General features: G+C 57.5%; 27 protein-coding genes. 16 read left to right on the top strand and 11 right to left on the bottom strand.

The features are described from left to right. Positions 1-8: 8 nt before the first annotated feature. From ACOTYB_RS18130 to ACOTYB_RS18105, 6 genes are all read right to left on the bottom strand, one after another. Positions 9-266, bottom strand: coding sequence for a phosphopantetheine-binding protein (locus tag ACOTYB_RS18130; protein ID WP_003861263.1), 258 nt, complete (start codon positions 264-266; stop codon positions 9-11). Beyond that, entirely contained in the window at positions 247-1,062 is an 816-nt protein-coding gene (locus ACOTYB_RS18125; protein ID WP_023314978.1) for a lysophospholipid acyltransferase family protein, read from the bottom strand. The genes ACOTYB_RS18130 and ACOTYB_RS18125 overlap by 20 nt, the downstream gene beginning before the upstream one ends. Beyond that, entirely contained in the window at positions 1,059-1,781 is a 723-nt protein-coding gene (locus ACOTYB_RS18120) for a beta-ketoacyl synthase chain length factor (RefSeq protein WP_015571484.1), read from the bottom strand. The genes ACOTYB_RS18125 and ACOTYB_RS18120 overlap by 4 nt, the downstream gene beginning before the upstream one ends. Positions 1,782-1,906: 125 nt before the next feature. After that, entirely contained in the window at positions 1,907-2,956 is a 1,050-nt protein-coding gene (locus tag ACOTYB_RS18115; protein WP_059370263.1) for an AI-2E family transporter, read from the bottom strand. 135 nt (positions 2,957-3,091) lie between these two features. After that, complete coding sequence (locus tag ACOTYB_RS18110; RefSeq protein ID WP_003861272.1) at positions 3,092-3,649, bottom strand: DcrB family lipoprotein; 558 nt, start codon at positions 3,647-3,649, stop codon at positions 3,092-3,094. Positions 3,650-3,721: 72 nt separating this feature from the next. Further along, positions 3,722-4,387, bottom strand: a complete 666-nt coding sequence (locus tag ACOTYB_RS18105) for a 7-cyano-7-deazaguanine/7-aminomethyl-7-deazaguanine transporter (protein ID WP_003861274.1) — start codon at positions 4,385-4,387, stop codon at positions 3,722-3,724. A gap of 169 nt (positions 4,388-4,556) precedes the next feature. Here ACOTYB_RS18105 and tusA point away from each other — a divergent pair, with 169 nt between their 5' ends. The 4 genes from tusA to ACOTYB_RS18085 all read left to right on the top strand — a co-directional run bounded on the left by tusA (position 4,557) and on the right by ACOTYB_RS18085 (position 7,824). After that, positions 4,557-4,799: a sulfurtransferase TusA gene (gene tusA / locus ACOTYB_RS18100; RefSeq protein WP_000130627.1), complete on the top strand. Its 243-nt coding sequence runs from the start codon at positions 4,557-4,559 to the stop codon at positions 4,797-4,799. A 234-nt stretch (positions 4,800-5,033) separates the two neighbouring features. Continuing rightward, a complete protein-coding gene (locus ACOTYB_RS18095) occupies positions 5,034-6,005 on the top strand; it encodes a TRAP transporter substrate-binding protein (RefSeq protein ID WP_023323840.1) in 972 nt (323 codons plus the stop codon). Positions 6,006-6,017: 12 nt separating this feature from the next. Next, positions 6,018-6,527: a TRAP transporter small permease gene (locus tag ACOTYB_RS18090; RefSeq protein ID WP_003861278.1), complete on the top strand. Its 510-nt coding sequence runs from the start codon at positions 6,018-6,020 to the stop codon at positions 6,525-6,527. 10 nt (positions 6,528-6,537) lie between these two features. Then, entirely contained in the window at positions 6,538-7,824 is a 1,287-nt protein-coding gene (locus ACOTYB_RS18085) for a TRAP transporter large permease (protein WP_003861280.1), read from the top strand. Between the two features lie 89 nt (positions 7,825-7,913). Here the strand turns inward: ACOTYB_RS18085 and zntA are convergent, their stop codons facing one another. After that, on the bottom strand, positions 7,914-10,085 hold the full coding sequence (zntA, locus tag ACOTYB_RS18080; protein WP_421765858.1) for a Zn(II)/Cd(II)/Pb(II) translocating P-type ATPase ZntA: 2,172 nt from the start codon (positions 10,083-10,085) through the stop codon (positions 7,914-7,916). 76 nt (positions 10,086-10,161) lie between these two features. Then, entirely contained in the window at positions 10,162-10,788 is a 627-nt protein-coding gene (locus ACOTYB_RS18075; protein ID WP_003861515.1) for a lysoplasmalogenase, read from the bottom strand. Positions 10,789-10,917: 129 nt separating this feature from the next. On the opposite strand from ACOTYB_RS18075, the gene ACOTYB_RS18070 reads away from it, so the two are divergent. Next, positions 10,918-11,274, top strand: a complete 357-nt coding sequence (locus ACOTYB_RS18070; RefSeq protein WP_409248996.1) for a DUF2500 domain-containing protein — start codon at positions 10,918-10,920, stop codon at positions 11,272-11,274. Between the two features lie 60 nt (positions 11,275-11,334). On the opposite strand, the gene ACOTYB_RS18065 is transcribed toward ACOTYB_RS18070, so the two are convergent. Beyond that, entirely contained in the window at positions 11,335-11,616 is a 282-nt protein-coding gene (locus ACOTYB_RS18065) for a DUF1145 family protein (protein ID WP_022649670.1), read from the bottom strand. Further along, positions 11,600-12,202, bottom strand: a complete 603-nt coding sequence (gene rsmD / locus ACOTYB_RS18060) for a 16S rRNA (guanine(966)-N(2))-methyltransferase (protein ID WP_045343559.1) — start codon at positions 12,200-12,202, stop codon at positions 11,600-11,602. The genes ACOTYB_RS18065 and rsmD overlap by 17 nt, the downstream gene beginning before the upstream one ends. A 127-nt stretch (positions 12,203-12,329) precedes the next feature. Here rsmD and ftsY point away from each other — a divergent pair, with 127 nt between their 5' ends. From ftsY to livJ, 6 genes are all read left to right on the top strand, one after another. After that, positions 12,330-13,790: a signal recognition particle-docking protein FtsY gene (ftsY, locus tag ACOTYB_RS18055; RefSeq protein ID WP_220153406.1), complete on the top strand. Its 1,461-nt coding sequence runs from the start codon at positions 12,330-12,332 to the stop codon at positions 13,788-13,790. A 2-nt stretch (positions 13,791-13,792) separates the two neighbouring features. Further along, entirely contained in the window at positions 13,793-14,458 is a 666-nt protein-coding gene (ftsE, locus tag ACOTYB_RS18050) for a cell division ATP-binding protein FtsE (protein ID WP_006812284.1), read from the top strand. Beyond that, positions 14,451-15,506: a permease-like cell division protein FtsX gene (gene ftsX, locus ACOTYB_RS18045; protein ID WP_045333887.1), complete on the top strand. Its 1,056-nt coding sequence runs from the start codon at positions 14,451-14,453 to the stop codon at positions 15,504-15,506. Before ftsE ends, ftsX begins: the two co-directional genes overlap by 8 nt. Positions 15,507-15,756: 250 nt before the next feature. After that, the gene (gene rpoH / locus ACOTYB_RS18040) at positions 15,757-16,614 is read left to right on the top strand and encodes an RNA polymerase sigma factor RpoH (protein ID WP_220153404.1); all 858 of its coding nucleotides are present in this window, start codon (positions 15,757-15,759) and stop codon (positions 16,612-16,614) included. A gap of 136 nt (positions 16,615-16,750) precedes the next feature. Next, a complete protein-coding gene (locus tag ACOTYB_RS18035) occupies positions 16,751-18,016 on the top strand; it encodes a 4-aminobutyrate--2-oxoglutarate transaminase (RefSeq protein ID WP_220153403.1) in 1,266 nt (421 codons plus the stop codon). Between the two features lie 197 nt (positions 18,017-18,213). After that, complete coding sequence (gene livJ, locus ACOTYB_RS18030) at positions 18,214-19,314, top strand: branched chain amino acid ABC transporter substrate-binding protein LivJ (RefSeq protein ID WP_003861530.1); 1,101 nt, start codon at positions 18,214-18,216, stop codon at positions 19,312-19,314. A 117-nt stretch (positions 19,315-19,431) separates the two neighbouring features. Here livJ and panM read toward each other — a convergent pair whose 3' ends face one another. Continuing rightward, a complete protein-coding gene (gene panM, locus ACOTYB_RS18025; RefSeq protein WP_023314973.1) occupies positions 19,432-19,815 on the bottom strand; it encodes an aspartate 1-decarboxylase autocleavage activator PanM in 384 nt (127 codons plus the stop codon). A gap of 424 nt (positions 19,816-20,239) precedes the next feature. On the opposite strand from panM, the gene livK reads away from it, so the two are divergent. Genes livK through livF form a run of 5 tightly spaced genes read left to right on the top strand, consistent with a single transcriptional unit; the run spans position 20,240 to position 25,072 of the window. Further along, positions 20,240-21,349: a high-affinity branched-chain amino acid ABC transporter substrate-binding protein LivK gene (gene livK / locus ACOTYB_RS18020; RefSeq protein ID WP_003861537.1), complete on the top strand. Its 1,110-nt coding sequence runs from the start codon at positions 20,240-20,242 to the stop codon at positions 21,347-21,349. A gap of 46 nt (positions 21,350-21,395) precedes the next feature. Then, positions 21,396-22,322: a high-affinity branched-chain amino acid ABC transporter permease LivH gene (gene livH / locus ACOTYB_RS18015; protein ID WP_023323835.1), complete on the top strand. Its 927-nt coding sequence runs from the start codon at positions 21,396-21,398 to the stop codon at positions 22,320-22,322. Next, positions 22,319-23,596 carry a high-affinity branched-chain amino acid ABC transporter permease LivM gene (locus ACOTYB_RS18010; RefSeq protein WP_003861542.1) on the top strand — a complete coding sequence of 426 codons (1,278 nt, stop codon included), beginning with the start codon at positions 22,319-22,321 and terminating at the stop codon, positions 23,594-23,596. Before livH ends, ACOTYB_RS18010 begins: the two co-directional genes overlap by 4 nt. Continuing rightward, on the top strand, positions 23,593-24,357 hold the full coding sequence (gene livG, locus ACOTYB_RS18005; protein ID WP_220153401.1) for a high-affinity branched-chain amino acid ABC transporter ATP-binding protein LivG: 765 nt from the start codon (positions 23,593-23,595) through the stop codon (positions 24,355-24,357). Before ACOTYB_RS18010 ends, livG begins: the two co-directional genes overlap by 4 nt. A 1-nt stretch (position 24,358) precedes the next feature. Then, positions 24,359-25,072, top strand: a complete 714-nt coding sequence (gene livF / locus ACOTYB_RS18000) for a high-affinity branched-chain amino acid ABC transporter ATP-binding protein LivF (protein ID WP_409248994.1) — start codon at positions 24,359-24,361, stop codon at positions 25,070-25,072. The last annotated feature ends 128 nt before the right edge of the window (positions 25,073-25,200 follow it).

Raw genomic sequence — 25,200 nt, 5'->3', positions numbered from 1 at the left:
GGTCATTCTCAGGCGCGTTGTTGATGGATAAAAGCCGCGAGCGTGGCAACGGAATAAAAGTGCTGACGCATCTCATCACTTTCGGCAGAAAGCACTACGCCGTACTGATTTTTTACCGCCAGCCCCAGCTCAAGGGCGTCGATTGAGTCCAGACCGAGGCCGTCGCCAAAGAGCGCGGCGTCTGTATCAATATCCTCTGGGGTAAGTTCTTCCAGATTCAGTGTAGAGATAATGAGATTCTTAATTTCAAGATAGAGCGCTTGCATCTTTCGTTCCTGACAAAGATTGAAGACCGGTTGTTAACTGATGCTGCATATGCCGGTTTAACTGCCTTGCTGCCAGCGCGGGTTCGTGCTGACTCGCATCATAAAAATCATGAATGTTGATGCGTTCGCGAACATCCACGGTGAAAACAGGTTTGTTGGGGGGCACGTTATACCAGCTGCTCTGTTTATCCAGCATCCGTTCGCTACAGTGGATCACCACCACGCGCACGGCGCTGTTGCAGCGAACGGCGATATTCGCCGCCCCACGTTGCAGGGTCATGACTTCCCCCACCCGGGTGCGGGTGCCTTCAGGGAAGATAAGCAGGGTGTCGCCCTGGGACAGACGCTGCTGGCTTGCGGCAAGCAGCGTGTCGGCTTCGCTGTTAATCAGATAGTCAGCCGCGCGGATCACGCCGCTGACGAACGGGTTACGCAGCAACGCGCTTTTCACCAGACAGTCGGTTTCGTTCATCACCGACGCCAGCAGAACGTAGTCCAGCAGCGAGGGATGATTCGCAATCACCAGACAGCCCCGCTCGGCGCGCAGAACGTCCAGGTTGTTGAAACGGTAATCCAGTACCCCTACACCGCGTACCACCGCGAGGAACAGGCGAAAACTGGCAGAAATAGTACGGCGTGCCAGGCGGCGACGTTGGGTGCGGTCGCGCTGGAAAATCAGCAGCAGGTTAAACCATACCAGCGACAGCGTCAGTCCGCCGAGGCCGAACAGGGCGAAGCACAATCCGGTCATCAGCATCCGCCATAACCGATCGAGGCGGGAACGTAACCCTCTCATTGGCGCGTCCATTGCCACAGCAGGCGCTCGCCCGGCAGGGTGAACTGGCGCTCGTCCCGCAGGTAATGGCGCAGGAACTGGAGGCTTTGCGGCAGCGCGGGCTCTTCAGGCGCGCGGTTGACGTGCGTTTCACAGCTGAGCGTATTTCCCGCCTCAATCACCAGCGCCAGCGCGTAGGGCCAGACGGGCATCTGCGGCGGCAGCCCGGCGTGATAAAAATCAGGCAGCAGACCGTCGAAATCCACCAGCAACACGCGGGAGTAGCCCGCATGCAGCAGGCTCAGCACGTCGCACAAGCTCTGCTGGAAGGTATCCATACCGGCGGAAACCGACGAAGAGACAACAGGCTGTCGCGCGGCGATAGTGAGATTGCCGACCGCCGAGTTGTGTACCGACATGGCAAAATCGGTGGGGGAAACGGGCTGTTCTGCCGCCAGGGCCTGGAGAATACGGAAATTGCGCTCCAGCTCCCCATGACGGCTGCTGTAGACGACGGCATCGATGCGGTGTTTGCGCAGCATCATCAGGCCAAGATCGACGGCCAGCCTGCTGCCTGAATTCAGGCGGCGGGCGGTCATCATCGGCAGATCGGTCAGTTTCGCCAGCGGTGCAGCGGGATCGATGGCGTCAGACCGGCGTGACCATGCCTGCCATTCGTCGGCATCGCTGAGTCCTGGCGCTCTTGCCTGCCAGTCGATAAGGGTAAGTGTAAATTTCATCTACGCGCGTCCGCGATAAACCTTTTTCTGTGACTTTTTCTTCGCCAGCGCGATTTGCTGCGCACATCGTACAATGTTGTCGTCGCGCTGGCGAATAAACGTCACTTTTGACCCATTCCACCCGGTTATCCCGGCAAACGGCTTTTTGGCCGACCCGGACCCAGAAGAATGGCGAGTTTACTGCCTCCTTTTGTGGTTTCCATCCAGATTTTACAGACGCTGGTGAGCGGCACGGAGAGCAGCATGCCCACCGGACCCAGCAGCCATCCCCAGATCAGTAACGATAAAAACACCACCATCGTCGACATGCCCAGACGGTGGCCCATCATGCGCGGCTCAAGAATGTTACCCAGCACCATATGCACGACGAGGAACAGCGCCCCTACCAGCATGCACTCATAAAAACCGTTAAACAGGAACGCCTGGATCATCGGCGGAACGGCGGAAAGCACCGCGCCGATATTGGGTACGTAGTTCAGTAAAAACGCCAGCACGCCCCACATCAGCGCGAACTGCACGTCCAGCAGTACCAGCCCCAGCCAGACAATCACGCCGGTCCACAGGCTTAACAATGTTTTCAGCGCCAGATACTTGGATACGCCTTTCAGCGCGCGGTGCAAGCCGGCAATGTGGATCTGCGGATTGTTCAGGGCAAAACGCAGCTTATACGGCACGTGGCGCACTTCGAACAGCATAAACACCACCGTCATCACCAGCAGCAGAATGCTGGCCATTGCCCCGGAAAGCCCGGTCATCAACGTGGTGGCGTAGGTCATCACCTTCTCGGAATCCATCCGGCGCAGCATCCGTTCCGGTGAGATATGCAGATTCACGAATGGCAACATGCGCTGAAGATCGACCAGCTTGCGCGTCAGCTCTTTATTGTACTGCGGCAGCATGGTGGAAAATTCGCTCAGCGAGGCGGCGAGCACGCCGAACAGCGCCGTCAGGACAACCAGCATCACCATCACCACAATGGTAATCGCGACCGGGCGGCTGATGCCCCGGCGTATAAACCATGTCACCAGCGGGTTGAGCACAATGGCGAAAAACAGCGCCAGCAGAAGCTGAACAATGATATCCGCCGCCGCGTGGATACCCGCAAGGATAACCACCAGGCAGGCAAGTTTTAATAAAATATGAAGTCCGGCTTTGTCGGGCGGGCTGGCAGTCATAAGAATTCCTTTTTCCGGGGGGCGTGTTAATTGTAGTGCGCCGGATGGGCTTCGTCTGGAGCGTTAGTCTGAAAGTCGTGGCAAAAAAATGGCCCCCGGCGCAAGCGACGGAGGCCACGGCATCCCGGTGAACGATTACTGGATCACGAGGGTGTTAATGATGTTTTCAGCGGCGGTCTGCGCTTTCTGCTGATTATCTGCCGGCAGGGTGATCTGCATGGTCAGCAGTTTATTGTCCACCTTGCCGAGCACCACGGAGGAGTACGCGGTCTGGCCTTTGGCAGAGATGATGCTGTCCAGCTGTTGCAGCGTGTGGCCTTTCAGTTCAACAGACTTGTTGGTGACCACCTGAAGCTGCGGGTCGCGGCTGCGCTGCTGATCTTCCAGGCGTTTGGCCAGCACGCCCAGATCTTCGCTGGTATCGTCACCGACGATCACAATCACCGCTTTTTGGCCGGTGGCATCGGAATAGACGTGCATATTGTTCGCCTGGGTACCCAGCTTACCGCTCTGGTCGGTCATGTCCGCGGGCAGAGAGAAACTGAGTTTGCCATCCATCAGGCTCACCGGCTGACCGGTGGCGTTGCTTTCTGCTGACGCGCCCTGAGCAGGCGTTTTGGTGTCGCTGTTATCACAGGCTGCAAGGCCAACAACCAGCAGGCCAATCCCGACATATTTAACCAGATTGCGCATTGACTTCTTCCTTTCGATAAACGGCCATAACGGCTCATTCGTTCATCTTATCACAACTGATAAAGCGAACCCTTAACCTGCCTGCAATGCGGAGATTTCAGATTTATCTGCCAGCCTTTTCAGCAGCATATTCAACAGTACGCCGTACATCGGCAGGAAGAAAACCAGGCTGATAAGCACCTTAAAGGCGTAGTCCACCAGAGCGATTTCCATCCAGTGTTCTGCCATGAAGGCGTCCGGGCTGCGCCAGAAGGCGATGAAGAAGAAGGCCAGCGTATCGCTCACGTTACCGAACAGCGTGGAGGCCGTTGGCGCCATCCACCAGCGATGGTTCTGACGCAGGCGGTTAAACACGTGGACATCGAGGATCTGCCCCAGGGCGTAGGCCATAAAGCTGGCGGTGGCAATACGCGCGACGAAGAGGTTGAAGTGCGTCAGCGCTTCGAAGCCCTGCCAGCTTCCCATGTAAAACAGCGAGGAGATGGCGTAGGAGACAAACAGTGCCGGGATCATCACCGCAAAAATAATCCGCCGCGCCAGCGGTGCGCCAAAAATACGCACGGTTAAATCCGTCGCAAGGAAAATAAACGGGAAACTGAACGCGCCCCAGGTGGTATGGAAACCAAAAATGGAGATGGGGAGCTGTACCAGATAGTTACTGGAGATGATCACCAGCAGATGAAATAGCGAAAGCCAGAACAACGCCTTGACGCGCTGCGATTGTGTAAAGGAGTTCATATTGTACCTTTTTGATTAATATTTGGGGTGAGGGAACCCAATAAAGCCGCCGCATGATACTGCTTTGACGACACTTTGCAATGGCTAATTTTCACGCAATCGTTAACCTGGTTTGCATTGGCGATAGCGGGGCGTAAACTACAGCCGTTTTTACCTGAACGAGAAGAAAATGACCGACCTGTTTTCCAGCCCAGACCACACGCTTGATGCTCAGGGCCTCCGTTGCCCGGAGCCGGTAATGATGGTGCGTAAAACCGTCCGTAACATGCAGAGTGGCGAAACGCTGCTGATCGTCGCCGATGACCCGGCTACCACCCGTGATATCCCCGGCTTTTGTACCTTTATGGAACATGAGCTGGTGGCGCAGCAAACCGAGACCTTGCCGTACCGGTATTTGATTCGTAAGGGGTAAGCGCGGCCTGACGCCCGGCGGCGCTTCGCTTGCACGGGCCTACGGGTGTAGTAGGTCGGGTAAGGCGCAGCCGCCACCCGACAAGTACTCATCACAATTTCGAACCATCGTTTCAAAATTTCGCGCTTTTTGTGAGGCGCTTCACCCTCCCTTTTCCAGCCGTAGTCTAATTTTTAAGCGTCAAAAACTAAAACATCGTTTTAACGCTTATCTCACTACCCTGGAGTTGACTTAATGAAAACGACCCTCAAGCCGTTACTGGCCGCGCTGTGTCTGACTGCTTTCGCCTGCACCGTTTCTGCCCAGACCATTAAAGCCGCCGATGTGCATCCCGAAGGCTACCCGAACGTGGTGGCGGTCCAGCACATGGGTGAAAAACTCAAACAACAAACCGATGGCAAGCTGGAGATTAAGGTCTTCCCCGGCGGCGTGCTGGGGGATGAAAAGCAGATGATTGAGCAGGCGCAGATGGGGGCGATCGACATGATCCGCGTCTCCATGGCGCCGGTGGCCGCCATCCTGCCGGATATCGAAGTGTTTACCCTGCCCTACGTATTCCGCGATGAAGACCACATGCACAAGGTGATTGACGGGGATATCGGCAAGCAGATCGGCGACAAACTCACCGCCAACCCGAAATCGCGTCTGGTCTTCCTTGGCTGGATGGATTCCGGCACCCGCAACCTGATCACCAAAGAGCCGATCGTCAAACCGGACGATCTGAAAGGGAAGAAAATCCGCGTGCAGGGCAGCCCGGTGGCGCTGGCCACGCTGAAAGCGATGGGGGCGAACTCGGTGGCGATGGGCGTCAGCGAGGTTTACAGCGGCATGCAGACCGGGGTGATCGACGGCGCGGAGAACAACCCGCCAACCTTTATCGCCCACAACTATATGCCGGTCGCCAAAAACTACACGCTGAGCGGCCACTTTATCACCCCGGAAATGCTGCTCTATTCCAAAGTGAAATGGGACAAGCTCAGCGCTGACGAACAGCAAAAGATCCTGACGCTGGCCCGCGAAGCGCAGTTCGAGCAGCGCAAGCTGTGGAATGCGTATAACGACCAGGCGCTGGCGAAAATGAAGGCCGGCGGCGTGCAGTTCCACGACATCGATAAAACGGTGTTTATCAAGGCGACAGAGCCGGTGCGCGCGCAGTATGGCGATAAGCATCAGGATCTGATGAAAGCCATCGCTGACGTTCAGTAAGCCGGAGTACGTATGTCCGAACTCTACCTGAAGTGGATGGACCGTCTGTACCTGCTCGCCATGGTGGTGGCGGGTCTCTCGCTACTGGTGATGACGATTGTGATCCCCATTGGCATCTTCTCTCGCTATGTGCTCAATCGCGGCGAATCCTGGCCGGAGCCGATCGCCATTATCTGCATGGTGACGTTTACCTTTATCGGCGCGGCGGTGAGCTATCGCGCCGGGTCGCATATCGCGGTCAACATGCTCACCGACCGCCTGCCCGCGTCGCTGCAAAGAGTGTGCGCGCGAGTGGTAGATCTGCTGATGCTGCTCATCTCCGGCCTGATGTGCTGGTACAGCTACTGGCTGTGCGTCGAGCTGTGGGAGCAGCCGGTGGCGGAGTTTCCGCTCCTGACCTCCGGCGAAAGCTATCTGCCGCTGCCTGTCGGGTCGGCCATTTTGATCCTGTTTGTGCTTGAACGCCTGCTGTTTGGCTCGCAGGAAAACCGTCCCGTCGTGCTGATCGGCAATCACAGTTAAGGGGTGAACAATGGATGCGTTTGTTTTGTTATTCACCCTCGCCATTTTGCTGGCGCTGGGGATGCCGGTGGCCTTCGCCGTCGGCTTAAGCGCCGTGGCGGGCGCGCTGTGGATTGACCTGCCGCTGGAGGCGCTGATGATCCAGATCACCAGTGGAGTGAATAAATTTACCCTGCTGGCGATCCCGTTCTTCATTCTTGCCGGGGCGATCATGGCGGAAGGGGGTATTGCCCGACGGCTGGTTAACTTCGCGTACGTTTTTGTCGGCTTTATTCGCGGCGGGCTGTCGCTGGTGAACATCGTGGCATCAACGTTCTTCGGCGCGATTTCCGGCTCGTCGGTGGCGGATACGGCGTCTATCGGCAGCGTGATGATCCCGGAGATGGAGAAGAAGGGCTATCCGCGCGAATACGCGGCGGCGGTGACGGCCAGCGGGTCGGTGCAGGCGATCCTGATCCCGCCCAGCCACAACTCGGTGATTTACTCCCTGGCGGCAGGGGGAACGGTCTCCATCGCCACGCTGTTTATCGCGGGCGTGCTGCCGGGCTTGCTGCTGGGCGTGAGCCTGATGGTGCTCTGCCTGTGCTTCGCCCGCAAGCGCGGCTATCCGAAGGGGGACAAAATCCCGTTCAGGCAGGCGCTGAAAATCATGCTCGATGCCCTGTGGGGGCTGATGACGGTGGTGATTATCCTCGGTGGGATCTTGTCCGGGATATTCACGGCGACCGAATCTGCCGCCGTGGCCTGCCTGTGGGCGTTTTTCGTCACCATGTTTATCTACCGCGACTATAAATGGAGCGAACTGCCGAAGCTGATGTGCCGCACGGTGAAAACCGTCACCATTGTGATGATTTTGATTGGCTTTGCCGCGGCGTTTGGCGCGGTAATGACCTACATGCAGCTGCCGATGCGCATCACCGAATTCTTCACGTCGCTCTCCGATAACAAATACGTGATCCTGATGTACCTCAATATCATGCTGCTGCTGATTGGCACGCTGATGGACATGGCGCCGATCATCCTGATCCTGACCCCGGTGCTGCTGCCGGTGACCAACTCGCTGGGGATCGACCCGGTGCATTTCGGGATGATCATGATGGTGAACCTGGGGATTGGGCTGATCACGCCGCCGGTCGGATCGGTGCTGTTTGTGGCGAGCGCGGTGAGTAAGCAGAAGATCGAGCACGTGGTGCGGGCGATGCTGCCGTTTTACGGTATGTTGCTGGTGGTGCTGGGGATGGTGACGTACATCCCGGCGATTTCATTGTGGTTGCCGGGGCTGCTAGGGATGCAGTGATGCGTGCGGCCTGATGCCCTCACCCCGGCCCTCTCCCGCGGGGAGAGGGGGCAAACACGAGAAACGGCAACCCGGTTGCCGTTTCACTTTTACCTTTGGCGCAACAGCCGCAACGCGTTCGCCGTAACCAGCACTGTCGCCCCCGTATCCGCCAGCACCGCCAGCCACAGTCCGGTCATGCCGAGCAGCGTGGTGACCAGGAAAATCCCCTTCAGACCCAGCGCAATGCCGATGTTCTGCCGAATATTGGCCCGCGTCGCCCGCGCAAGATCTATCATCTGCGCCAGCCCGGTCAGGCGGTTGTGCGTCAGCGCCGCGTCGGCGGTCTCCAGCGCCACGTCGGTGCCGCTGCCCATCGCAATGCCGATGGTGGAAGCTTTCATTGCCGGGGCATCGTTTATCCCGTCCCCGACCATCGCCAGCGGGGCGTTGCTGTTCAGCTCGGTTACCGCGCTGACTTTATCCGCAGGCAACAATCCGGCCTTAAACTCCAGCCCCAGCTCACCGGCAATCGCCGCCGCCGCGCGCGGATTATCGCCGGTCAGGATCACACCCTGTACTTCCAGCCTGTGCAGCGCGTCGACGACGTCTTTCGCATCGTCGCGCAGGGTGTCGCGCAGCGCCAGCATGCCCATCGGTACACCGTCCTGCATCACGGCAACGACCGTCTGCCCGGCCTGCTCCAGCGCCTCAACCTGTGGAGTAGAGCGCGAGTCCGCCGCGGCAATCAGCACTTTTTTGCCTTCGACCACAGCCTCAATCCCTGACCCGACCAGCGCTCGCTGGGCGGTTGCCGGAGGGATGTTCAGCCCGCGCGACTGCGCTTCACGCACAATCGCCTGCGCCAGCGGGTGAGTGGAGCCCCGCTCCACGGCAGCGGCCAGCGTCAGCAGATCGTCTTCACTGACATCCTGCGGATACACGCCGGTCACCTGCGGTTTGCCGACGGTGAGCGTTCCGGTTTTGTCGAAGGCAACGTGCCGGATCTGGCTCAGTTGCTCCAGCGCCGCGCCGCCCTTAATCAACGCCCCGCGACGTGCCGCTGCCGCCAGCCCTGAGGTAATCGCCGCCGGGGTGGAGATCACCAGTGCACACGGACAGCCTATCAGCAGCAGCGTCAGCCCTTTGTAAATCCAGCCCTCCCACGGCGCGCCGAAGCACAGCGGCGGGACGACGGTGACCAGCAGCGCCACCAGCATGATGGCGGGGGTGTAAATCCGGCTGAAGCGATCGATAAAGCGTTCTACCGGCGCGCGGCGCTCCTCGGCCTCTTCAATCAGCCTGAGGATGCGGTCGATGGCGCTGTCGCCCGGTTCGGAAAGGACCGTCAACTGCACCAGTCGGTCGACGCTGGTGGCGCCCGCAGGCACCTTTTCACCCGCCGCGCGCGCTACCGGGATGGATTCCCCGGTCAGGGCACTTTCGTCAAAACTTGCGGTGGCAGTAACGAGGGCCCCATCGGCTGGCAGGCGTCCGCCTGCGGGCACTTCAATCACGTCGCCCGGGCGCAGGGTGTTGATGGCGACCGTTTCACGCTGACCATCAATAACCCGCGTGGCGGTTTCCGGCTTCAGCGCCATCAGCGCGCTCACCCCTTTACGCGCCCGGCTCGCCGCCCAGCCCTCAAGGCGTTCGCCAATTAAGAACAGCAGCAGCACCATCGCCGCTTCCGCCGTCGCGCCAATAAACAGCGCCCCGATAGCCGCCACGCTCATCAGCGTTTCGATGGCAAACCAGCTGCCGCTTCTCATCAGACGCAGCGCCTGACGCGCAATCGGGAACAGGCCAACCAGCGTGGTGGCGATAAACGCCAGGTTGCCGAATGGGTGGTTGATCTGCTCCAGCCCCCAGCTCAGGGCCATCATGATGATGAGGGTGATAAGGGGCAGATTTTCTTTTAGCGGGGACGTTTTTTCTGCGGGCGCCGTTTCGCTGCGCAGGGTATAACCCGCTTTGCTGACGGCGGCTTCAACCTGTCTGCTGACGTCGTTTTCGGCGCTGACCAGCAGCTTTTCGGTAGCGAACAGCACCTGAACGTGATTCACGCCTGGCACCTGCTTCACCGCATTTTCCACTTTGCGGGCGCAGGCCGCGCAGTCCATGCCGTTGACCACCCAACTGTAGCGGTTGCCGCTTTCAGGCAGCGCTTCGGTCCGGGTTTCGCACGCGCCCTCGCAGCAGCAGTCCTCTTTTGGCGGAACCGGGCTGAGCTTAAGTGCCGAGAATTGGGGAACTTTTTTAGGTGTTTCTGGAGTCGACATGGCAGTCTCCGGTAATGATAATTTTCTCATTAACCGCAGCATACACTCTGGAGTCGACTCCAGAGTCAAGCGTTATTTAGATATACAGCGAACGCACAATCAGGAAGTGTCCGGCAAAGTAACAGGCGGCGGAAATCGCATTATCCGCACGGAAGCGGCGACGATAGTGGCTGCCCAGCCAGACGATATTACCCAACAGCAACAGTGCGGCACCGAAGAACGCAGACATTGCAGGCGCCGTCGGACGGAAGAACCACAGCTCGCCCGCCAGCCACACCATCACCAGCGTCATAGCGATAAACGTACAGACCGGCAGACGCATCTCTTCCAGACGCGACCAGATCACCGCGATCAGCAGGGCGCCAATCACCAGCAGCACCAGCGGCAGCGGCCAGAAGAAGGAGAGCGTCATCTGGCTGGCAAAGTAGATGGTATAGAGCAGATGTGACAGGAAGAACGCCCCCACGGCGTACAGCAGGCGCTGACGCGGCAGCAAGGTTAAGGCATCGCCAATCAGGGAAGCACACAGCCCCGCGAGGACAAGATAGCTAACGGCGTTAAACATCGGGGCCTGCCAGGCAAGCAACAGCAGGAGTAATAGCGTGACGGGTTTAAATAACCAGCGCTGCCAGGCTGGGCCACGGTAGGACGCATCGACGTAAAGCCATGCGGAAAAACAGACAGCGATAAATGACCAAAGCATATTAACTCCCTGTAACTGTTGAGGCTGAATGATCAGTTCCTGATCCAGTGTAGTGACGCGAGCGGTCGTTTGGCAATGCCGGGGCAGGCGAGGTATCCTGAATTCCGCATAATCTGATGGGATTTTTCAATGAGCAAGATGCCGCTGTTTTTCATTATCGTGGTGGCGATTATCGTCATTGCCGCCTCGTTCCGCTTCGTGCAGCAGCGCCGCGAGAAGGCGGATAACGATGCCGCGCCGCTGATGCAAAAGTGTGTGGTGGTGACGAACAAACGCGAAAAGCCGCTCAATGACCGCCGCTCGCGCCAGCAGCAGGAGACGCCTGCGGGCACAACAATGCGTTATGAAGCGAGCTTTAAGCCGGAAACCGGCGGGCTGGAGATGACCTTCCGCCTGGAGGCGCAGCAGTACCATCAGATGACGGTGGGAGAGAAAGGCACGTTGAGCTATAAAGGGTCGCGTTTTGTAGGTTTTAGGGCTGAATAATGCGCGATCGGTCCCCTCTCCCAGTGGGAGAGGGTTAGGGTGAGGGCATCACACCGCACCTTACTTCTTCACCTGCGCCTTAAACTTCTTCATCCACACCAGCAGCTCAAATACGCCGAAAATAAACACCCGCAGCTGCTGCCAGCCGGTCATCGGTGGGCTATCTTTCGGCAGTCCGTTTTTCAGCATCACCATCTGTAAGGCATGCATGAACGCGGTAAAAATCAGCGCCACGTTAATGAAGATATTCAGCGGACGCGGGAACGGGTGCACCAGATTCAAAATCAAAAATGCCCAGACGCCCAGCATCAGCAAGCGCCCTACGTTAATCAGTACTGGCATCGGATCCTCCTTGTGCCTGACGGTGATACAGACGATAAGCCACCTGGCCGGCGACCTTCTCGCGGTGCAGATCCCAGTGAACGGGAACGGGCGGCAGACCATTTTCCACTTCGCTTTCAACGTAAATCAGCGCGTCATCCGCCAGCCAACCATTTTGCTCCAGCAGGGATAGCGTCTCTTCCAGCAGCCCTTTACGGAACGGCGGGTCAACAAACACCACGTTGTACGGCGTCCCCTGTTGGGCGAGGAAGCTCAGCGTGTTGGTATTCACCACTTTGGCGTTGGTTGCCTTCAGCGTAGCCAAATTTTTCTGCAACGTCTGCGCGACGCCGCGCTCCATCTCCAGCAGCGTGGCGCTGGCAGCATAGCGCGACAGCGCTTCCAGCCCTAATGCACCGCTTCCGGCGAAGCAGTCCAGGCAGTTGGCGTCTACCATAGACGGGGCGAGCCAGTTAAACAGCGTCTCGCGAACGCGGTCCGTGGTGGGGCGTAAACCGGGGCTGTCCGGCACCGGTAATTTCCGGCCTCGCCACTGACCGCCGATAATGCGAATTTGACCGGCCGGGGCGCGGGTGGGTTTCTTCATCTCAGGAAAGCTCTGTTAACCATTGCCCTGCGATTGCGGGCGGTGATGTCAATTAAGTAAAGTGTTAGACTATTTCATCATTTTTTTAGCTTCCCTGTATATAGCGCCGCGAGGAGTGTAGTCGCAGATGGCAAAACAAAAAAAACGTGGCTTCTTTTCCTGGTTGGGTTTCGGTGAAAAAGAGCAAGAAACAGAACAGAAAACCGAAGAACAGCAGGTTGTAGAAGAGCAGTCACAGCCTGAAACGCCTGTCGAAACCGCTGCGGTTGTCGAAGCGGAAGAGCCAGCGCACAGCAAAGAAGAGATTGAATCCTTTGCTGAAGAGGTGGTTGAGGTCACTGAGCAGGTTCAGGAGAGCGAGAAGCCAGAGCCGGTTATCGTTGAAACCCTTACCGAAGCGCCGCAGGCCGCTATCGAACACGAAGCGCTGCCGCTGCCGGAAGAGGTTAAAGCTGAAGAGGTTTCTGCCGAAGAGTGGCAGGCCGAAGCGGAAACCGTTGAAATTGTTGAGGCGGTGGAAGAAGAGGCGGCACTTGAGCCAGAGCTGACCGACGAAGAGCTGGAAGCCCAGGCGCTGGCGGCGGAAGCGGCTGAAGAAGCGGTCATCGTCGTGCCGGTGGAAGAGCAAGCCGAAGAAGAGATCGTTCAGGAGCAGGGAAAACCGACCAAAGAAGGTTTCTTCACGCGCCTGAAACGCAGCCTGCTCAAAACCAAAGAAAACTTAGGTTCCGGATTTATCAGTCTTTTCCGCGGCAAGAAGATCGACGACGATCTGTTTGAAGAGCTGGAAGAGCAGCTGCTGATTGCGGACGTGGGCGTGGAAACTACCCGTAAGATCATCGCCAACCTGACCGAAGGGGCGAGCCGCAAACAGCTGCGTGACGCCGAGGCGCTGTACGGCCTGCTGAAAGACGAGATGGGTGAAATTCTCGCAAAAGTTGACGAACCGCTTAATATTGAAGGCAAAATGCCGTTTGTTATCCTGATGGTTGGCGTCAACGGCGTGGGTAAAACCACCACCATCGGCAAGCTGGCGCGCCAGTTTGAGCAGCAGGGCAAATCGGTGATGCTGGCGGCGGGCGATACCTTCCGTGCGGCAGCGGTGGAACAGCTTCAGGTGTGGGGCCAGCGCAACAATATTCCGGTCATTGCTCAGCACACCGGCGCGGATTCCGCGTCCGTGATTTTCGATGCCATCCAGGCGGCGAAGTCGCGTAACGTGGACGTGCTGATTGCGGATACCGCGGGGCGTTTGCAGAACAAATCGCACCTGATGGAAGAGCTGAAGAAAATCGTTCGCGTCATGAAGAAGCTGGACGAAGATGCACCGCATGAAATTATGCTGACTATCGACGCCAGCACCGGACAGAACGCCATCAGCCAGGCGAAGCTGTTCCATGAAGCGGTAGGACTGACCGGGATCACGCTGACCAAGCTGGACGGCACCGCGAAAGGCGGGGTGATCTTCTCAGTGGCCGACCAGTTCGGTATTCCTATCCGTTACATCGGTGTGGGCGAGCGTATTGAGGATTTACGTCCGTTTAAAGCGGACGACTTTATTGAGGCACTATTTGCCCGAGAGGACTAACAATGATTCGCTTTGAACACGTCAGCAAGGCCTATCTCGGCGGGAGACAAGCGCTACAGGGGGTGACATTCCACCTCCAGCCAGGCGAGATGGCATTCCTGACCGGCCATTCCGGCGCGGGGAAAAGTACCCTGCTCAAGCTGATCTGTGGGATCGAGCGGCCAAGCGCCGGGAAAATCTGGTTCAGCGGCCATGAAATTAGCCGTCTTAAGAACCGTGAAGTGCCGTTCCTGCGTCGTCAGATTGGCATGATTTTCCAGGATCACCACCTGCTGATGGATCGCACGGTTTTCGATAACGTCGCGATCCCGCTGATTATTGCCGGCGCCAGTTACGATGATATCCGCCGTCGCGTTTCGGCGGCGCTGGATAAGGTCGGGCTGCTGGACAAAGCGAAGAACTTCCCAATCCAGCTCTCAGGCGGTGAGCAGCAGCGCGTGGGTATCGCCCGTGCGGTGGTGAACAAGCCTGCCGTTTTGCTGGCGGATGAACCGACCGGTAACCTGGACGATGCCCTCTCTGAAGGGATCCTGCGTCTGTTTGAGGAATTTAACCGCGTGGGGGTCACGGTACTGATGGCGACGCACGACATGGGGCTGATCTCCCGCCGTTCGTACCGCATGCTGACCCTGAGCGACGGGCATTTGCACGGAGGCCACGGTGAATAAGCGTGATGCAATGAACCAGATTCGGCAGTTCAGCAACCGGTTTGACCGTTTCCGCAAGCCTCAGGGCGGCGGGGACGGCAATCGCAATGCGCCTAAGCGTGCCAAAGCGGCACCGAAACCGAACTCCCGCAAAACCAACGTCTTTAACGAGCAGGTGCGGTATGCCTTCCAGGGCGCGTTGCAGGATCTGAAAAGCAAACCGCTGGCGACGTTCCTGACGGTGATGGTGATTGCCATCTCCCTGACGCTGCCCAGCGTCTGCTACATGGTTTACAAAAACGTAAACCAGGCGGCGTCCCAGTACTATCCGTCGCCGCAGATCACCGTTTATCTGGATAAAGCCCTCGACGATAACGCGGCGGCTCAGGTAGTGGGGCAGATTCAGGCCGAACAGGGCGTGGAGAAGGTGAACTACCTTTCCCGCGATGAAGCGCTGGGCGAATTCCGCAACTGGTCCGGGTTCGGCGGCGCGCTGGATATGCTTGAAGAGAACCCGCTGCCCGCCGTTGCGGTGGTGATCCCGAAACTCGATTTCCAGGGCACGGATTCGCTCAACACCCTGCGCGACCGCATTACCCGCATCAACGGGATTGATGAAGTGCGCATGGACGACAGCTGGTTTGCCCGTCTTGCCGCCCTGACCGGGCTGGTAGGACGCGTGTCGGCGATGATCGGCGTGCTGATGGTGGCGGCGGTGTTCCTCGTCATTGGTAACAGCGTGCGCCTGAGCATCTTCGCCCGCCGCGATACCATCAACGTGCAGAAACTGATTGGCGCAACGGATGGTTTCATCCTTCGCCCGTTCCTTTACGGCGGCGCATTATTAGGTTTTTCTGGTGCATTTCTTTCATTGATTTTGTCAGAAATTTTGGTGATGCGGCTGTCGTCTGCCGTCACCGAGGTGGCGCAGGTTTTCGGAACTAAGTTTGATATCAGTGGTTTAGGTTTCGATGAGTGCCTGCTGTTGCTGCTGGTGTGCTCCATGATCGGCTGGATTGCCGCATGGCTGGCAACGGTTCAACATTTACGCCACTTTACTCCCGACTAATAAAAGCGTGATATAATCTTTCCCTGCACCGAGATGTTCGCTTGCAGGGAAAGCGTCCCTGTTGTCTCTTCCCCTGTAATCATCTTCATGTCACATTTTGTGCGTAATTTATTCACTGTTGCACCTGGAACTTGTGGATAAAATCACTGTCTGATAAAAGAGTGAATGCTAATCTCGTTGCTCAAACGCTTTGGCATGGTTGTTGCCTGACGGGGACAACCTGGACCAGAAGAAACATTGAGAGGAATGAATGACCAAAGAAATGCAAACTTTAGCTTTAGCCCCTGTTGGTAACCTGGAATCTTACATCCGGGCTGCGAACACCTGGCCGATGTTAACGGCTGAGGAAGAAAAGGAGCTTGCTGAAAAGCTGCATTACCAGGGCGATCTGGAAGCAGCTAAAACGCTGATCCTGTCTCACCTGCGCTTTGTTGTTCACGTTGCTCGTAATTATGCGGGCTACGGCCTGCCGCAGGCGGACCTGATTCAGGAAGGTAATATTGGCCTGATGAAGGCGGTACGTCGCTTTAACCCGGAAATGGGTGTGCGACTCGTCTCCTTCGCCGTGCACTGGATCAAAGCGGAAATTCACGAATACGTCCTGCGTAACTGGCGTATTGTGAAAGTCGCCACGACGAAAGCGCAGCGCAAACTGTTCTTCAACCTGCGTAAAACCAAGCAGCGTCTGGGCTGGTTCAATCAGGATGAAGTAGAAATGGTGGCGCGCGAGCTGGGCGTTTCCAGCAAAGACGTCCGCGAGATGGAATCCCGTATGGCCGCTCAGGACATGACGTTTGATATGTCTGCCGACGATGACGCGTCCGACAGCCAGCCGATGGCCCCGGTTCTGTATCTACAGGATAAAACCTCTAACTTTGCTGACGGCATTGAAGAGGATAACTGGGAAGACCAGGCGGCGAACAAGCTGACCTTCGCGATGGAAGGCCTAGACGAGCGTAGCCAGGATATCATCCGTGCCCGCTGGCTGGACGAAGATAACAAGTCCACGTTGCAGGAACTGGCCGACCGCTACGGCGTCTCCGCTGAACGTGTGCGTCAGCTTGAAAAGAACGCCATGAAAAAACTTCGCGCCGCTATCGAAGCGTAATTTTCGCGAAGTACACCGAGAACCCCTGGATGAGAGTCTGGGGGTTTTGTTTTTTTAGCGCCCGCTCTGGCGAATTTCTTCCCCCTGGCAAACACTTACTGATGCGCTAAGCAGGCGACTTTCAGAGGGTGACAGGGTGAAAAATAACGAACTGAACGACCGGCGTTTACAGGCGACGCCGCGCGGTATCGGCGTCATGTGTAACTTCTATGCCGATAAAGCCGAAAACGCCACGGTGTGGGACGTGGAAGGTAACGAGTATATTGATTTTGCCGCCGGGATCGCCGTGCTGAATACCGGGCATCGCCATCCTAAAGTTATCGCCGCCATCGAAAAACAGCTTCACGCCTTTACCCATACCGCTTATCAGATCGTCCCCTATGAAGGTTATGTGGCGCTTGCCGAGCGCATCAACCAGCGCGTACCCATAGAGGGGCCAGCCAAAACCGCCTTTTTCTCAACCGGTGCAGAAGCGGTCGAAAACGCGGTGAAAATTGCCCGCGCGTACACCAGACGTCCCGGCCTTATCACCTTCGGCGGCGCGTTCCATGGCCGTACCTTTATGACCATGGCGCTGACCGGCAAAGTGGCGCCCTATAAGCTCGGCTTCGGCCCGTTCCCTGGCTCGGTGTACCACGCGCAATTCCCTAACAGCTTGCACGGCGTCAGTACCGCCGAAGCGTTAAAAAGCCTGGAGCGCATCTTCAAAGCCGATATCGCGCCCGATCAGGTGGCGGCAATCATTATTGAACCGGTTCAGGGCGAGGGCGGATTCAACGTCGCGCCCGCTGATTTTATGCAGGCGCTGCGTGCCCTGTGCGATACCCACGGGATTTTACTGATTGCCGACGAAGTGCAAACCGGCTTCGCCCGTACCGGCAAGCTGTTCTCCATGGAAAACCACTGCGTGAAGCCCGATCTGATCACTATGGCGAAAAGCCTGGCGGGCGGGATGCCGCTCTCTGCCGTCTCTGGCCGGGCGGAGGTAATGGATGCGCCGGCCCCGGGCGGACTTGGCGGAACCTACGCAGGTAACCCGCTGGCGATTGCGGCGGCCCATGCGGTGCTGGATGTGATTGACGAGGACGATCTCTGCACCCGCGCGGCGCATCTCGGGCATCATCTGGTCGAGGTGCTGAATAAAGCGAAGGATGGCTGTCCGTATATCGCCGATATCCGTGGGCAGGGGTCGATGGTGGCGGTGGAATTTAACGATCCGCAAACCGGACAGCCGTCGCCGGAATTTACCCGTCAGGTTCAGGAGCGCGCGTTGAACGAAGGGCTGCTGCTTTTGAGCTGCGGCGTTTACGGCAACGTTATTCGCTTCCTCTACCCACTCACCATCCCCGAAGCGCAGTTTCGTAAAGCGCTGGATATTATTTCCGCCTCGCTGACACGATAAAGCCAAAAGCCCGGCTGAAATGAAGGCCGGGCTTATCATATTTTCATTTCAAATTAGCTATTCCAAAATCATAAAAATGGGGTATGTTTTAGCAGAGTATGCTGAAAAAGCGCGAACAGCACGCCTATAACTGAAATAAAGCGCTACACAACAACATCACAACAATCGTTATAACCATAATAATGGGGAATCTCAGGATGAACATGAAGGGTAAAGCGTTACTGGCAGGATGTATCGCGTTGGCATTCAGCGCCATGGCGCAGGCCGATATTAAAGTGGCCGTGGTGGGTGCGATGTCCGGTCCGGTAGCACAGTACGGCGACCAGGAATTTACGGGCGCGGAACAGGCGGTTGCAGACATTAATGCTAAGGGCGGCATCAAGGGCGAAAAGCTGCAAATCGTAAAATATGACGATGCCTGTGACCCAAAACAGGCGGTCGCGGTGGCGAACAAAGTGGTAAACGACGGGATCAAATACGTTATTGGTCACCTGTGCTCCTCTTCCACCCAGCCCGCGTCTGACATCTACGAAGACGAAGGCATTCTGATGATCACGCCAGCCGCGACGGCGCCAGAGCTGACCGCGCGCGGCTATAAGCTGATCCTGCGTACCACCGGTCTGGACTCCGATCAGGGGCCAACCGCCGCGAAATACATCGTGGAAAAAGTGAAGCCGCAGCGCATCGCGATTGTTCATGACAAACAGCAGTACGGCGAAGGCCTGGCCCGTGCGGTGCAGGATAACCTGAAAAAAGCGAACGCCAACGTGGTGTTCTTTGACGGTATCACCGCCGGTGAGAAAGACTTCTCGACCCTGGTCGCGCGTCTGAAGAAGGAAAATATCGATTTCGTTTACTACGGCGGCTACCACCCGGAAATGGGGCAGATCCTGCGTCAGGCGCGTGCGGCGGGTCTGAAGACGCAGTTCATGGGGCCAGAAGGTGTCGCGAACGTTTCCCTGTCTAACATCGCGGGTGAATCCGCTGAAGGTCTGCTGGTGACCAAGCCGAAGAACTACGACCAGGTGCCTGCGAACAAACCTGTTGTCGATGCCATCAAGGCGAAGAAACAGGATCCAAGCGGTGCGTTCGTCTGGACCACTTACGCAGCGTTGCAGTCTCTGCAAGCGGGCCTGAACCAGTCAGCCGATCCGGCGGAGATTGCCACCTGGCTGAAAGCGAACTCGGTGGAAACCGTGATGGGACCGCTGTCCTGGGATGAGAAGGGCGACCTGAAGGGCTTCGAGTTCGGCGTGTTTGACTGGCATGCCAATGGCACTGCTACTGATGCCAAATAATGCTGGTGCGGGTTGATGCCCTCACCCTAACCCTCTCCCACGGGGAGAGGGGATTACCCGGTTTTCTCCCTCTCCCTTAGGGAGAGGGCCGGGGTGAGGGTATCAGGCCGCACAGATCTAGCGCTTCTCCCACCCGTTCGACTGCGCCGTAAACCCTAACGCCTGCATAAACGCTGCCATCACGCCGCGATCCTCCACGCCCACGTCGGCCATCCACCAGGAGGTTACGCTCGGGTTTTCGCGGATCACCTCTTCAATCAAATACTGCCCGACCCCGCGACGACGGGTCACGTCGCGCACGCGCAGGGAGTCCAGCGCCCCTTCCGTGCCGCTCAGCGTTACGCGGACGGCGGCCAGCAGACGTTCATTAAAACGCGCGGCATAGATGCGGTGGTTTTCATCGACGGCCAGCGATGAAGGGGAATATTCCGGCCAGATCTTGCCCAGGTCGATATGATCCTGGTCGCTAAAGGTCACCAGACGCACGATAGTCAGTTTCATTAGCTGCTTGTCCAAATCAAAAAGAGTAGGGCCAGTGTACTCAATTTATTTGCTCAGGCGCTTTCTCTTTTTCTTCCCATTTACCAGGTGATTAGTTTTTTGACAGCGTAATGCGCAGTTTGAAAACACATGGATCGAAAAATAAGCAGAATTTTAACCTGAAGGGTAGTGATTTATTCGGCGCTTTGTACCGTTATTTTATGCTGCCAACTGCGCTTTTATTTGTTTATCTCCGCCTGATTTCAGAATATTATCTTTGCTTAATCGCCTGAAAAATAGAGATTTTAGTCTGGTTTTTGACAAAAAACTGCGCTAAACCATTAAAGGCACTGGTAAAAATAGCGTTGTTCATTAAAAGTACAGGATGCTTTTTAACCATAATAAAACAAAATATAAACACGACATCACGAATGGGGATTCAGAGATGAAAAGGAACGCGAAGACATTAATCGCGGGGATGGTCGCACTGTCGATCTCGCATGCCGCTATGGCAGACGACATTAAAGTTGCGGTAGTGGGGGCGATGTCCGGCCCTGTTGCCCAGTGGGGTGACATGGAGTTCAACGGCGCGCGTCAGGCCATCAAAGATATCAACGCCAAAGGCGGGATCAAAGGCGACAAGCTGGTGGGCGTGGAGTATGACGACGCCTGCGATCCAAAACAGGCCGTCGCGGTCGCCAACAAAATTGTTAACGACGGTATCCAGTACGTCATAGGGCACCTGTGTTCCTCTTCCACGCAGCCTGCGTCTGATATCTACGAAGACGAAGGCATTCTGATGATCACCCCGGGCGCCACCAACCCGGAACTGACCCAGCGCGGCTACCAGCACATCATGCGTACCGCCGGTCTGGACTCCTCTCAGGGGCCAACCGCCGCCAAATACATCCTCGAAACCGTTAAGCCGCAGCGTATCGCCATCATTCACGATAAGCAGCAGTACGGCGAAGGCCTGGCGCGTTCCGTACAGGACGGCCTGAAAAAAGGCGGGGCGAACATCGTCTTCTTCGACGGCATTACCGCCGGTGAAAAAGACTTCTCCGCGCTGATCGCCCGCCTGCAAAAAGAGAATATCGACTTCGTTTACTACGGCGGCTACTACCCGGAAATGGGGCAGATGCTGCGCCAGGCGCGCGCCACCGGACTGAAAACCCAGTTCATGGGGCCAGAGGGCGTGGGCAATGCCTCCCTGTCCAACATCGCGGGGGATTCTGCCGAAGGCATGCTGGTGACGATGCCAAAACGCTATGACCAGGATCCGGCGAATAAGGTTATCGTGGATGCGCTCAAGGCTCAGAAGAAAGATCCAAGTGGTCCGTACGTCTGGATCACCTACGCGGCCGTGCAGTCTCTGGCCACCGCGCTGGACCGTACCGGCAGCAAAGAACCGCTGGATCTGGTGAAAGATTTAAAAGCGCACGGGGCGAACACCGTGATTGGGCCGCTGAACTGGGATGAGAAAGGCGATCTGAAGGGATTTGAATTTGGTGTCTTTAAGTGGCACGCCGACGGTTCGTCCTCGGTCGCCAGATAATCATCCCACCGCCCGGCTCACCGGGCGGGTATAAAAAGGTTTGCATATGTCCGAGCAGTTTCTCTACTTTTTGCAGCAGATGTTTAACGGCGTCACGCTGGGAAGCACCTACGCGCTGATCGCCATCGGCTACACGATGGTTTACGGCATTATCGGCATGATTAACTTCGCCCACGGCGAGGTGTACATGATCGGTAGCTACGTCTCCTTTATGATCATCGCCGCGCTGATGATGATGGGCATCGACAGCAGCTGGCTGCTGGTGGCCGCCGGGTTTGTCGGCGCGATTGTGATCGCCAGCGCCTACGGCTGGAGTATCGAACGGGTAGCCTACCGACCGGTGCGCAGCTCTAAGCGCCTGATCGCGCTGATCTCCGCCATCGGGATGTCCATTTTCCTGCAAAACTACGTCAGCCTGACTGAAGGTTCACGCGACGTGGCGCTGCCAAGCCTGTTTAACGGCCAGTGGATTGTGGGGGCCAGCGAAAACTTCTCCGCCTCTGTCACCACCATGCAGCTGGTAATCTGGGTTGTGACCTTTATTGCGATGCTGGCCCTGACCCTGTTCATCCGCTACTCCCGCATGGGACGCGCCTGCCGCGCCTGCGCGGAAGATCTGAAGATGGCGAGCCTGCTCGGGATCAACACCGACCGCGTGATTGCCCTGACCTTCGTGATCGGCGCAGCGATGGCGGCGGTGGCTGGCGTGTTGCTCGGTCAGTTCTACGGCGTAATCAACCCGTACATCGGTTTTATGGCCGGGATGAAAGCCTTCACCGCGGCGGTACTGGGCGGAATCGGCAGCATTCCGGGCGCGATGATCGGTGGTCTGATCCTCGGCGTGGCGGAGTCGCTCTCCTCGGCGTACCTGAGTACGGAGTATAAAGATGTGGTGTCGTTTGCCCTGCTGATTCTGGTTCTGCTGGTGATGCCTACCGGTATTCTGGGCCGTCCGGAGGTAGAGAAAGTATGAAACCGATGCATTTTGCGATGGCGCTGCTCTCTGCCGCCATGTTCTTCGTCCTGGCGGGCGTCTTTATGGGCGTCCAGTTAGGGCTGGACGGCACGAAGCTGGTGGTGGATACCGCCCCCGACATCCGCTGGCAGTGGGTGTTTATCGGCACCGCTGTGGTGTTCCTGTTCCAGCTGCTGCGTCCGCTGTTCCAGAAGACGCTGAAAAACGTCTCCGGGCCGAAATTCGTCCTGCCGGCGATCGACGGTACAACCGTGAAACAGAAGCTGTTCCTTGTGGCGCTGCTGGTGGCTGCCGTGGCGTGGCCGTTTATGGTATCGCGCGGGACGGTGGATATTGCCACCCTGACCATGATCTACGTGATTCTGGGGCTGGGTCTGAACGTGGTGGTGGGGCTGTCTGGCCTGCTGGTGCTGGGCTACGGCGGGTTCTACGCCATCGGCGCGTACACCTTCGCGCTGCTGAACCACTATTACGGCCTCGGCTTCTGGACCTGTCTGCCGCTTGCGGGGCTGGTCTCTGCCGCGGCGGGCTTCCTGCTCGGCTTCCCGGTGCTGCGCCTGCGCGGTGACTACCTGGCGATTGTGACCTTAGGCTTCGGCGAAATCGTCCGTATCCTGCTGCTCAACAATACCGAGGTGACCGGCGGTCCGAACGGCATCAGCCAGATCCCGAAACCGACCTTCTTCGGCCTGGAGTTCAGCCGTACCGCCCGCGAAGGCGGCTGGGATACCTTCAGCAACTTCTTTGGCATCAAATACGATCCGTCCGACCGCGTGATCTGGCTCTATCTGGTGGCGCTGCTGCTGGTGGTGATTACGCTGTTTGTGATCAACCGTCTGCTGCGCATGCCGCTGGGTCGCGCGTGGGAAGCGCTGCGCGAAGATGAGATCGCCTGCCGCTCCCTGGGCCTGAACCCGACCCGCATCAAGCTGACCGCATTTACCATCAGCGCCGCGTTTGCCGGTTTCGCCGGAACGCTGTTTGCCGCGCGTCAGGGCTTCGTCAGCCCGGAATCGTTCACCTTTGCCGAATCGGCCTTCGTGCTGGCGATTGTGGTGCTCGGCGGAATGGGCTCGCAGTTCGCCGTGATCCTCGCGGCTATCCTGCTGGTGGTCTCCCGCGAGCTGATGCGCGACTTTAACGAATACAGCATGTTAATGCTGGGTGGTTTGATGGTGCTGATGATGATCTGGCGTCCGCAGGGTCTCCTGCCGATGACCCGTCCACAGTTGAAGCTGAAACGCACACAGGCGAAAGGAGAGCAGGCATGAAGCCTTTATTATCCGTTAACGACCTGATGATGCGTTTTGGCGGCCTGCTGGCGGTCAACAATGTGAATCTGGATCTGCACAAGAAAGAGATTGTCTCCCTGATTGGCCCGAACGGCGCGGGAAAAACCACGGTCTTCAACTGCCTGACCGGCTTCTACAAGCCGACGGGCGGCACCATCATGCTGCGCGATCAGCATCTTGAAGGGCTGCCGGGCCAGCAGATTGCCCGCATGGGCGTGGTGCGTACCTTCCAGCACGTGCGTCTGTTCCGCGAGATGACGGTGATTGAGAACCTGCTGGTGGCGCAACATCAGCAGCTGAAAACCGGCCTCTTCTCCGGCCTGCTGAAAACCCCGGCCTTCCGCCGCACGCAGGAAGAGGCGCTCGATCGCGCCGCGACCTGGCTCGACCGTATCGGCCTGCTCCAGCACGCCAACCGTCAGGCGAGCAACCTCGCTTACGGGGATCAGCGTCGCCTTGAGATCGTGCGCTGCATGGTGACCCAGCCGGAGATCCTGATGCTCGACGAACCAGCGGCAGGTCTCAATCCGAAAGAGACCAAAGAGCTGGACGAGCTGATTGCCGAGCTGCGCGACCATCACGACACCACCATCCTGCTGATTGAGCATGACATGAAGCTGGTGATGGGCATTTCGGACCGTATCTACGTGGTAAACCAGGGCACGCCGCTGGCAAACGGCACGCCGGAAGAGATCCGCAACAACCCGGACGTGATCCGCGCATACCTTGGTGAGGCATAAGATGGAAAAAGCGATGTTAACGTTCGACAAGGTCAACGCGCACTACGGCAAAATTCAGGCGCTGCACGATGTTAGTCTGCATATTAATCAGGGCGAAATCGTCACCCTGATTGGGGCTAACGGCGCGGGCAAAACCACGCTGCTCGGCACCCTGTGCGGCGACCCGCGCGCCACCAGCGGGCGGATTGTGTTTGACGGCAAAGACATTACCGACTGGCAGACCGCCAGAATCATGCGTGAAGCGGTGGCGATTGTCCCGGAAGGGCGTCGCGTATTCTCCCGCATGACGGTGGAAGAGAATCTGGCGATGGGCGGTTTCTTCGCCCACCGGGATGAATACCAGACCCGCATCAAGTGGGTGTACGAACTCTTCCCGCGCCTGTGGGAGCGTCGTATTCAGCGCGCGGGCACCATGTCCGGCGGCGAGCAACAGATGCTGGCGATTGGCCGCGCGCTGATGAGCCAGCCGCGTCTGCTGTTGCTGGATGAACCGTCGCTCGGTCTTGCGCCAATCATCATCCAGCAGATTTTCGACACCATTGAGCAGCTGCGCAAAGAGGGGATGACCATCTTCCTCGTCGAACAGAACGCCAACCAGGCGCTGAAGCTCGCTGACCGCGGCTATGTGCTGGAGAACGGGCGCGAGGTGCTCTCCGATACCGGCGATGCGCTGCTGGCGAACGAAGCGGTGCGGAGCGCGTACCTGGGCGGATAGGTAAAAGCAAAAAGGCAACGCAAGTTGCCTTTTTTAGTGTTTTCTCCCTCTCCCACAGGGCTGAGGGTTCCCCAGAAAAATGAAAAGCACGATGAAGTGTGATCTACTGGTTGCGCTAACAAATCAGA

It is taken from the genome of Enterobacter cloacae complex sp. IR5450 (assembly GCF_049238665.1).
Lineage (GTDB): Bacteria > Pseudomonadota > Gammaproteobacteria > Enterobacterales > Enterobacteriaceae > Enterobacter > Enterobacter hormaechei_C.
The sequence above is the reverse complement of the archived record's forward strand: the minus strand, read 5'-3'. Positions and strand labels throughout refer to the sequence as shown.

Excerpts from the sequence above, each read along its gene's own strand:
- ACOTYB_RS18120 (WP_015571484.1), bottom strand. The coding sequence starts at position 1,781 with ATGAAATTTACACTTACCCTTATCGACTGGCAGGCAAGAGCGCCAGGA.
- rpoH (WP_220153404.1), top strand. The coding sequence starts at position 15,757 with ATGACCAAAGAAATGCAAACTTTAGCTTTAGCCCCTGTTGGTAACCTG.
- ACOTYB_RS18095 (WP_023323840.1), top strand. The coding sequence starts at position 5,034 with ATGAAAACGACCCTCAAGCCGTTACTGGCCGCGCTGTGTCTGACTGCT.
- tusA (WP_000130627.1), top strand. The coding sequence starts at position 4,557 with ATGACCGACCTGTTTTCCAGCCCAGACCACACGCTTGATGCTCAGGGC.
- ftsE (WP_006812284.1), top strand. The coding sequence starts at position 13,793 with ATGATTCGCTTTGAACACGTCAGCAAGGCCTATCTCGGCGGGAGACAA.
- ACOTYB_RS18090 (WP_003861278.1), top strand. The coding sequence starts at position 6,018 with ATGTCCGAACTCTACCTGAAGTGGATGGACCGTCTGTACCTGCTCGCC.
- ACOTYB_RS18070 (WP_409248996.1), top strand. The coding sequence starts at position 10,918 with ATGAGCAAGATGCCGCTGTTTTTCATTATCGTGGTGGCGATTATCGTC.
- livF (WP_409248994.1), top strand. The coding sequence starts at position 24,359 with ATGGAAAAAGCGATGTTAACGTTCGACAAGGTCAACGCGCACTACGGC.
- ACOTYB_RS18130 (WP_003861263.1), bottom strand. The coding sequence starts at position 266 with ATGCAAGCGCTCTATCTTGAAATTAAGAATCTCATTATCTCTACACTG.
- ACOTYB_RS18105 (WP_003861274.1), bottom strand. The coding sequence starts at position 4,387 with ATGAACTCCTTTACACAATCGCAGCGCGTCAAGGCGTTGTTCTGGCTT.
- rsmD (WP_045343559.1), bottom strand. The coding sequence starts at position 12,202 with ATGAAGAAACCCACCCGCGCCCCGGCCGGTCAAATTCGCATTATCGGC.
- ACOTYB_RS18110 (WP_003861272.1), bottom strand. The coding sequence starts at position 3,649 with ATGCGCAATCTGGTTAAATATGTCGGGATTGGCCTGCTGGTTGTTGGC.
- zntA (WP_421765858.1), bottom strand. The coding sequence starts at position 10,085 with ATGTCGACTCCAGAAACACCTAAAAAAGTTCCCCAATTCTCGGCACTT.
- ACOTYB_RS18010 (WP_003861542.1), top strand. The coding sequence starts at position 22,319 with ATGAAACCGATGCATTTTGCGATGGCGCTGCTCTCTGCCGCCATGTTC.
- ftsY (WP_220153406.1), top strand. The coding sequence starts at position 12,330 with ATGGCAAAACAAAAAAAACGTGGCTTCTTTTCCTGGTTGGGTTTCGGT.
- panM (WP_023314973.1), bottom strand. The coding sequence starts at position 19,815 with ATGAAACTGACTATCGTGCGTCTGGTGACCTTTAGCGACCAGGATCAT.
- livH (WP_023323835.1), top strand. The coding sequence starts at position 21,396 with ATGTCCGAGCAGTTTCTCTACTTTTTGCAGCAGATGTTTAACGGCGTC.
- ACOTYB_RS18125 (WP_023314978.1), bottom strand. The coding sequence starts at position 1,062 with ATGAGAGGGTTACGTTCCCGCCTCGATCGGTTATGGCGGATGCTGATG.
- ACOTYB_RS18075 (WP_003861515.1), bottom strand. The coding sequence starts at position 10,788 with ATGCTTTGGTCATTTATCGCTGTCTGTTTTTCCGCATGGCTTTACGTC.
- ACOTYB_RS18115 (WP_059370263.1), bottom strand. The coding sequence starts at position 2,956 with ATGACTGCCAGCCCGCCCGACAAAGCCGGACTTCATATTTTATTAAAA.
- ACOTYB_RS18085 (WP_003861280.1), top strand. The coding sequence starts at position 6,538 with ATGGATGCGTTTGTTTTGTTATTCACCCTCGCCATTTTGCTGGCGCTG.
- livJ (WP_003861530.1), top strand. The coding sequence starts at position 18,214 with ATGAACATGAAGGGTAAAGCGTTACTGGCAGGATGTATCGCGTTGGCA.
- livK (WP_003861537.1), top strand. The coding sequence starts at position 20,240 with ATGAAAAGGAACGCGAAGACATTAATCGCGGGGATGGTCGCACTGTCG.
- ACOTYB_RS18065 (WP_022649670.1), bottom strand. The coding sequence starts at position 11,616 with ATGCCAGTACTGATTAACGTAGGGCGCTTGCTGATGCTGGGCGTCTGG.
- livG (WP_220153401.1), top strand. The coding sequence starts at position 23,593 with ATGAAGCCTTTATTATCCGTTAACGACCTGATGATGCGTTTTGGCGGC.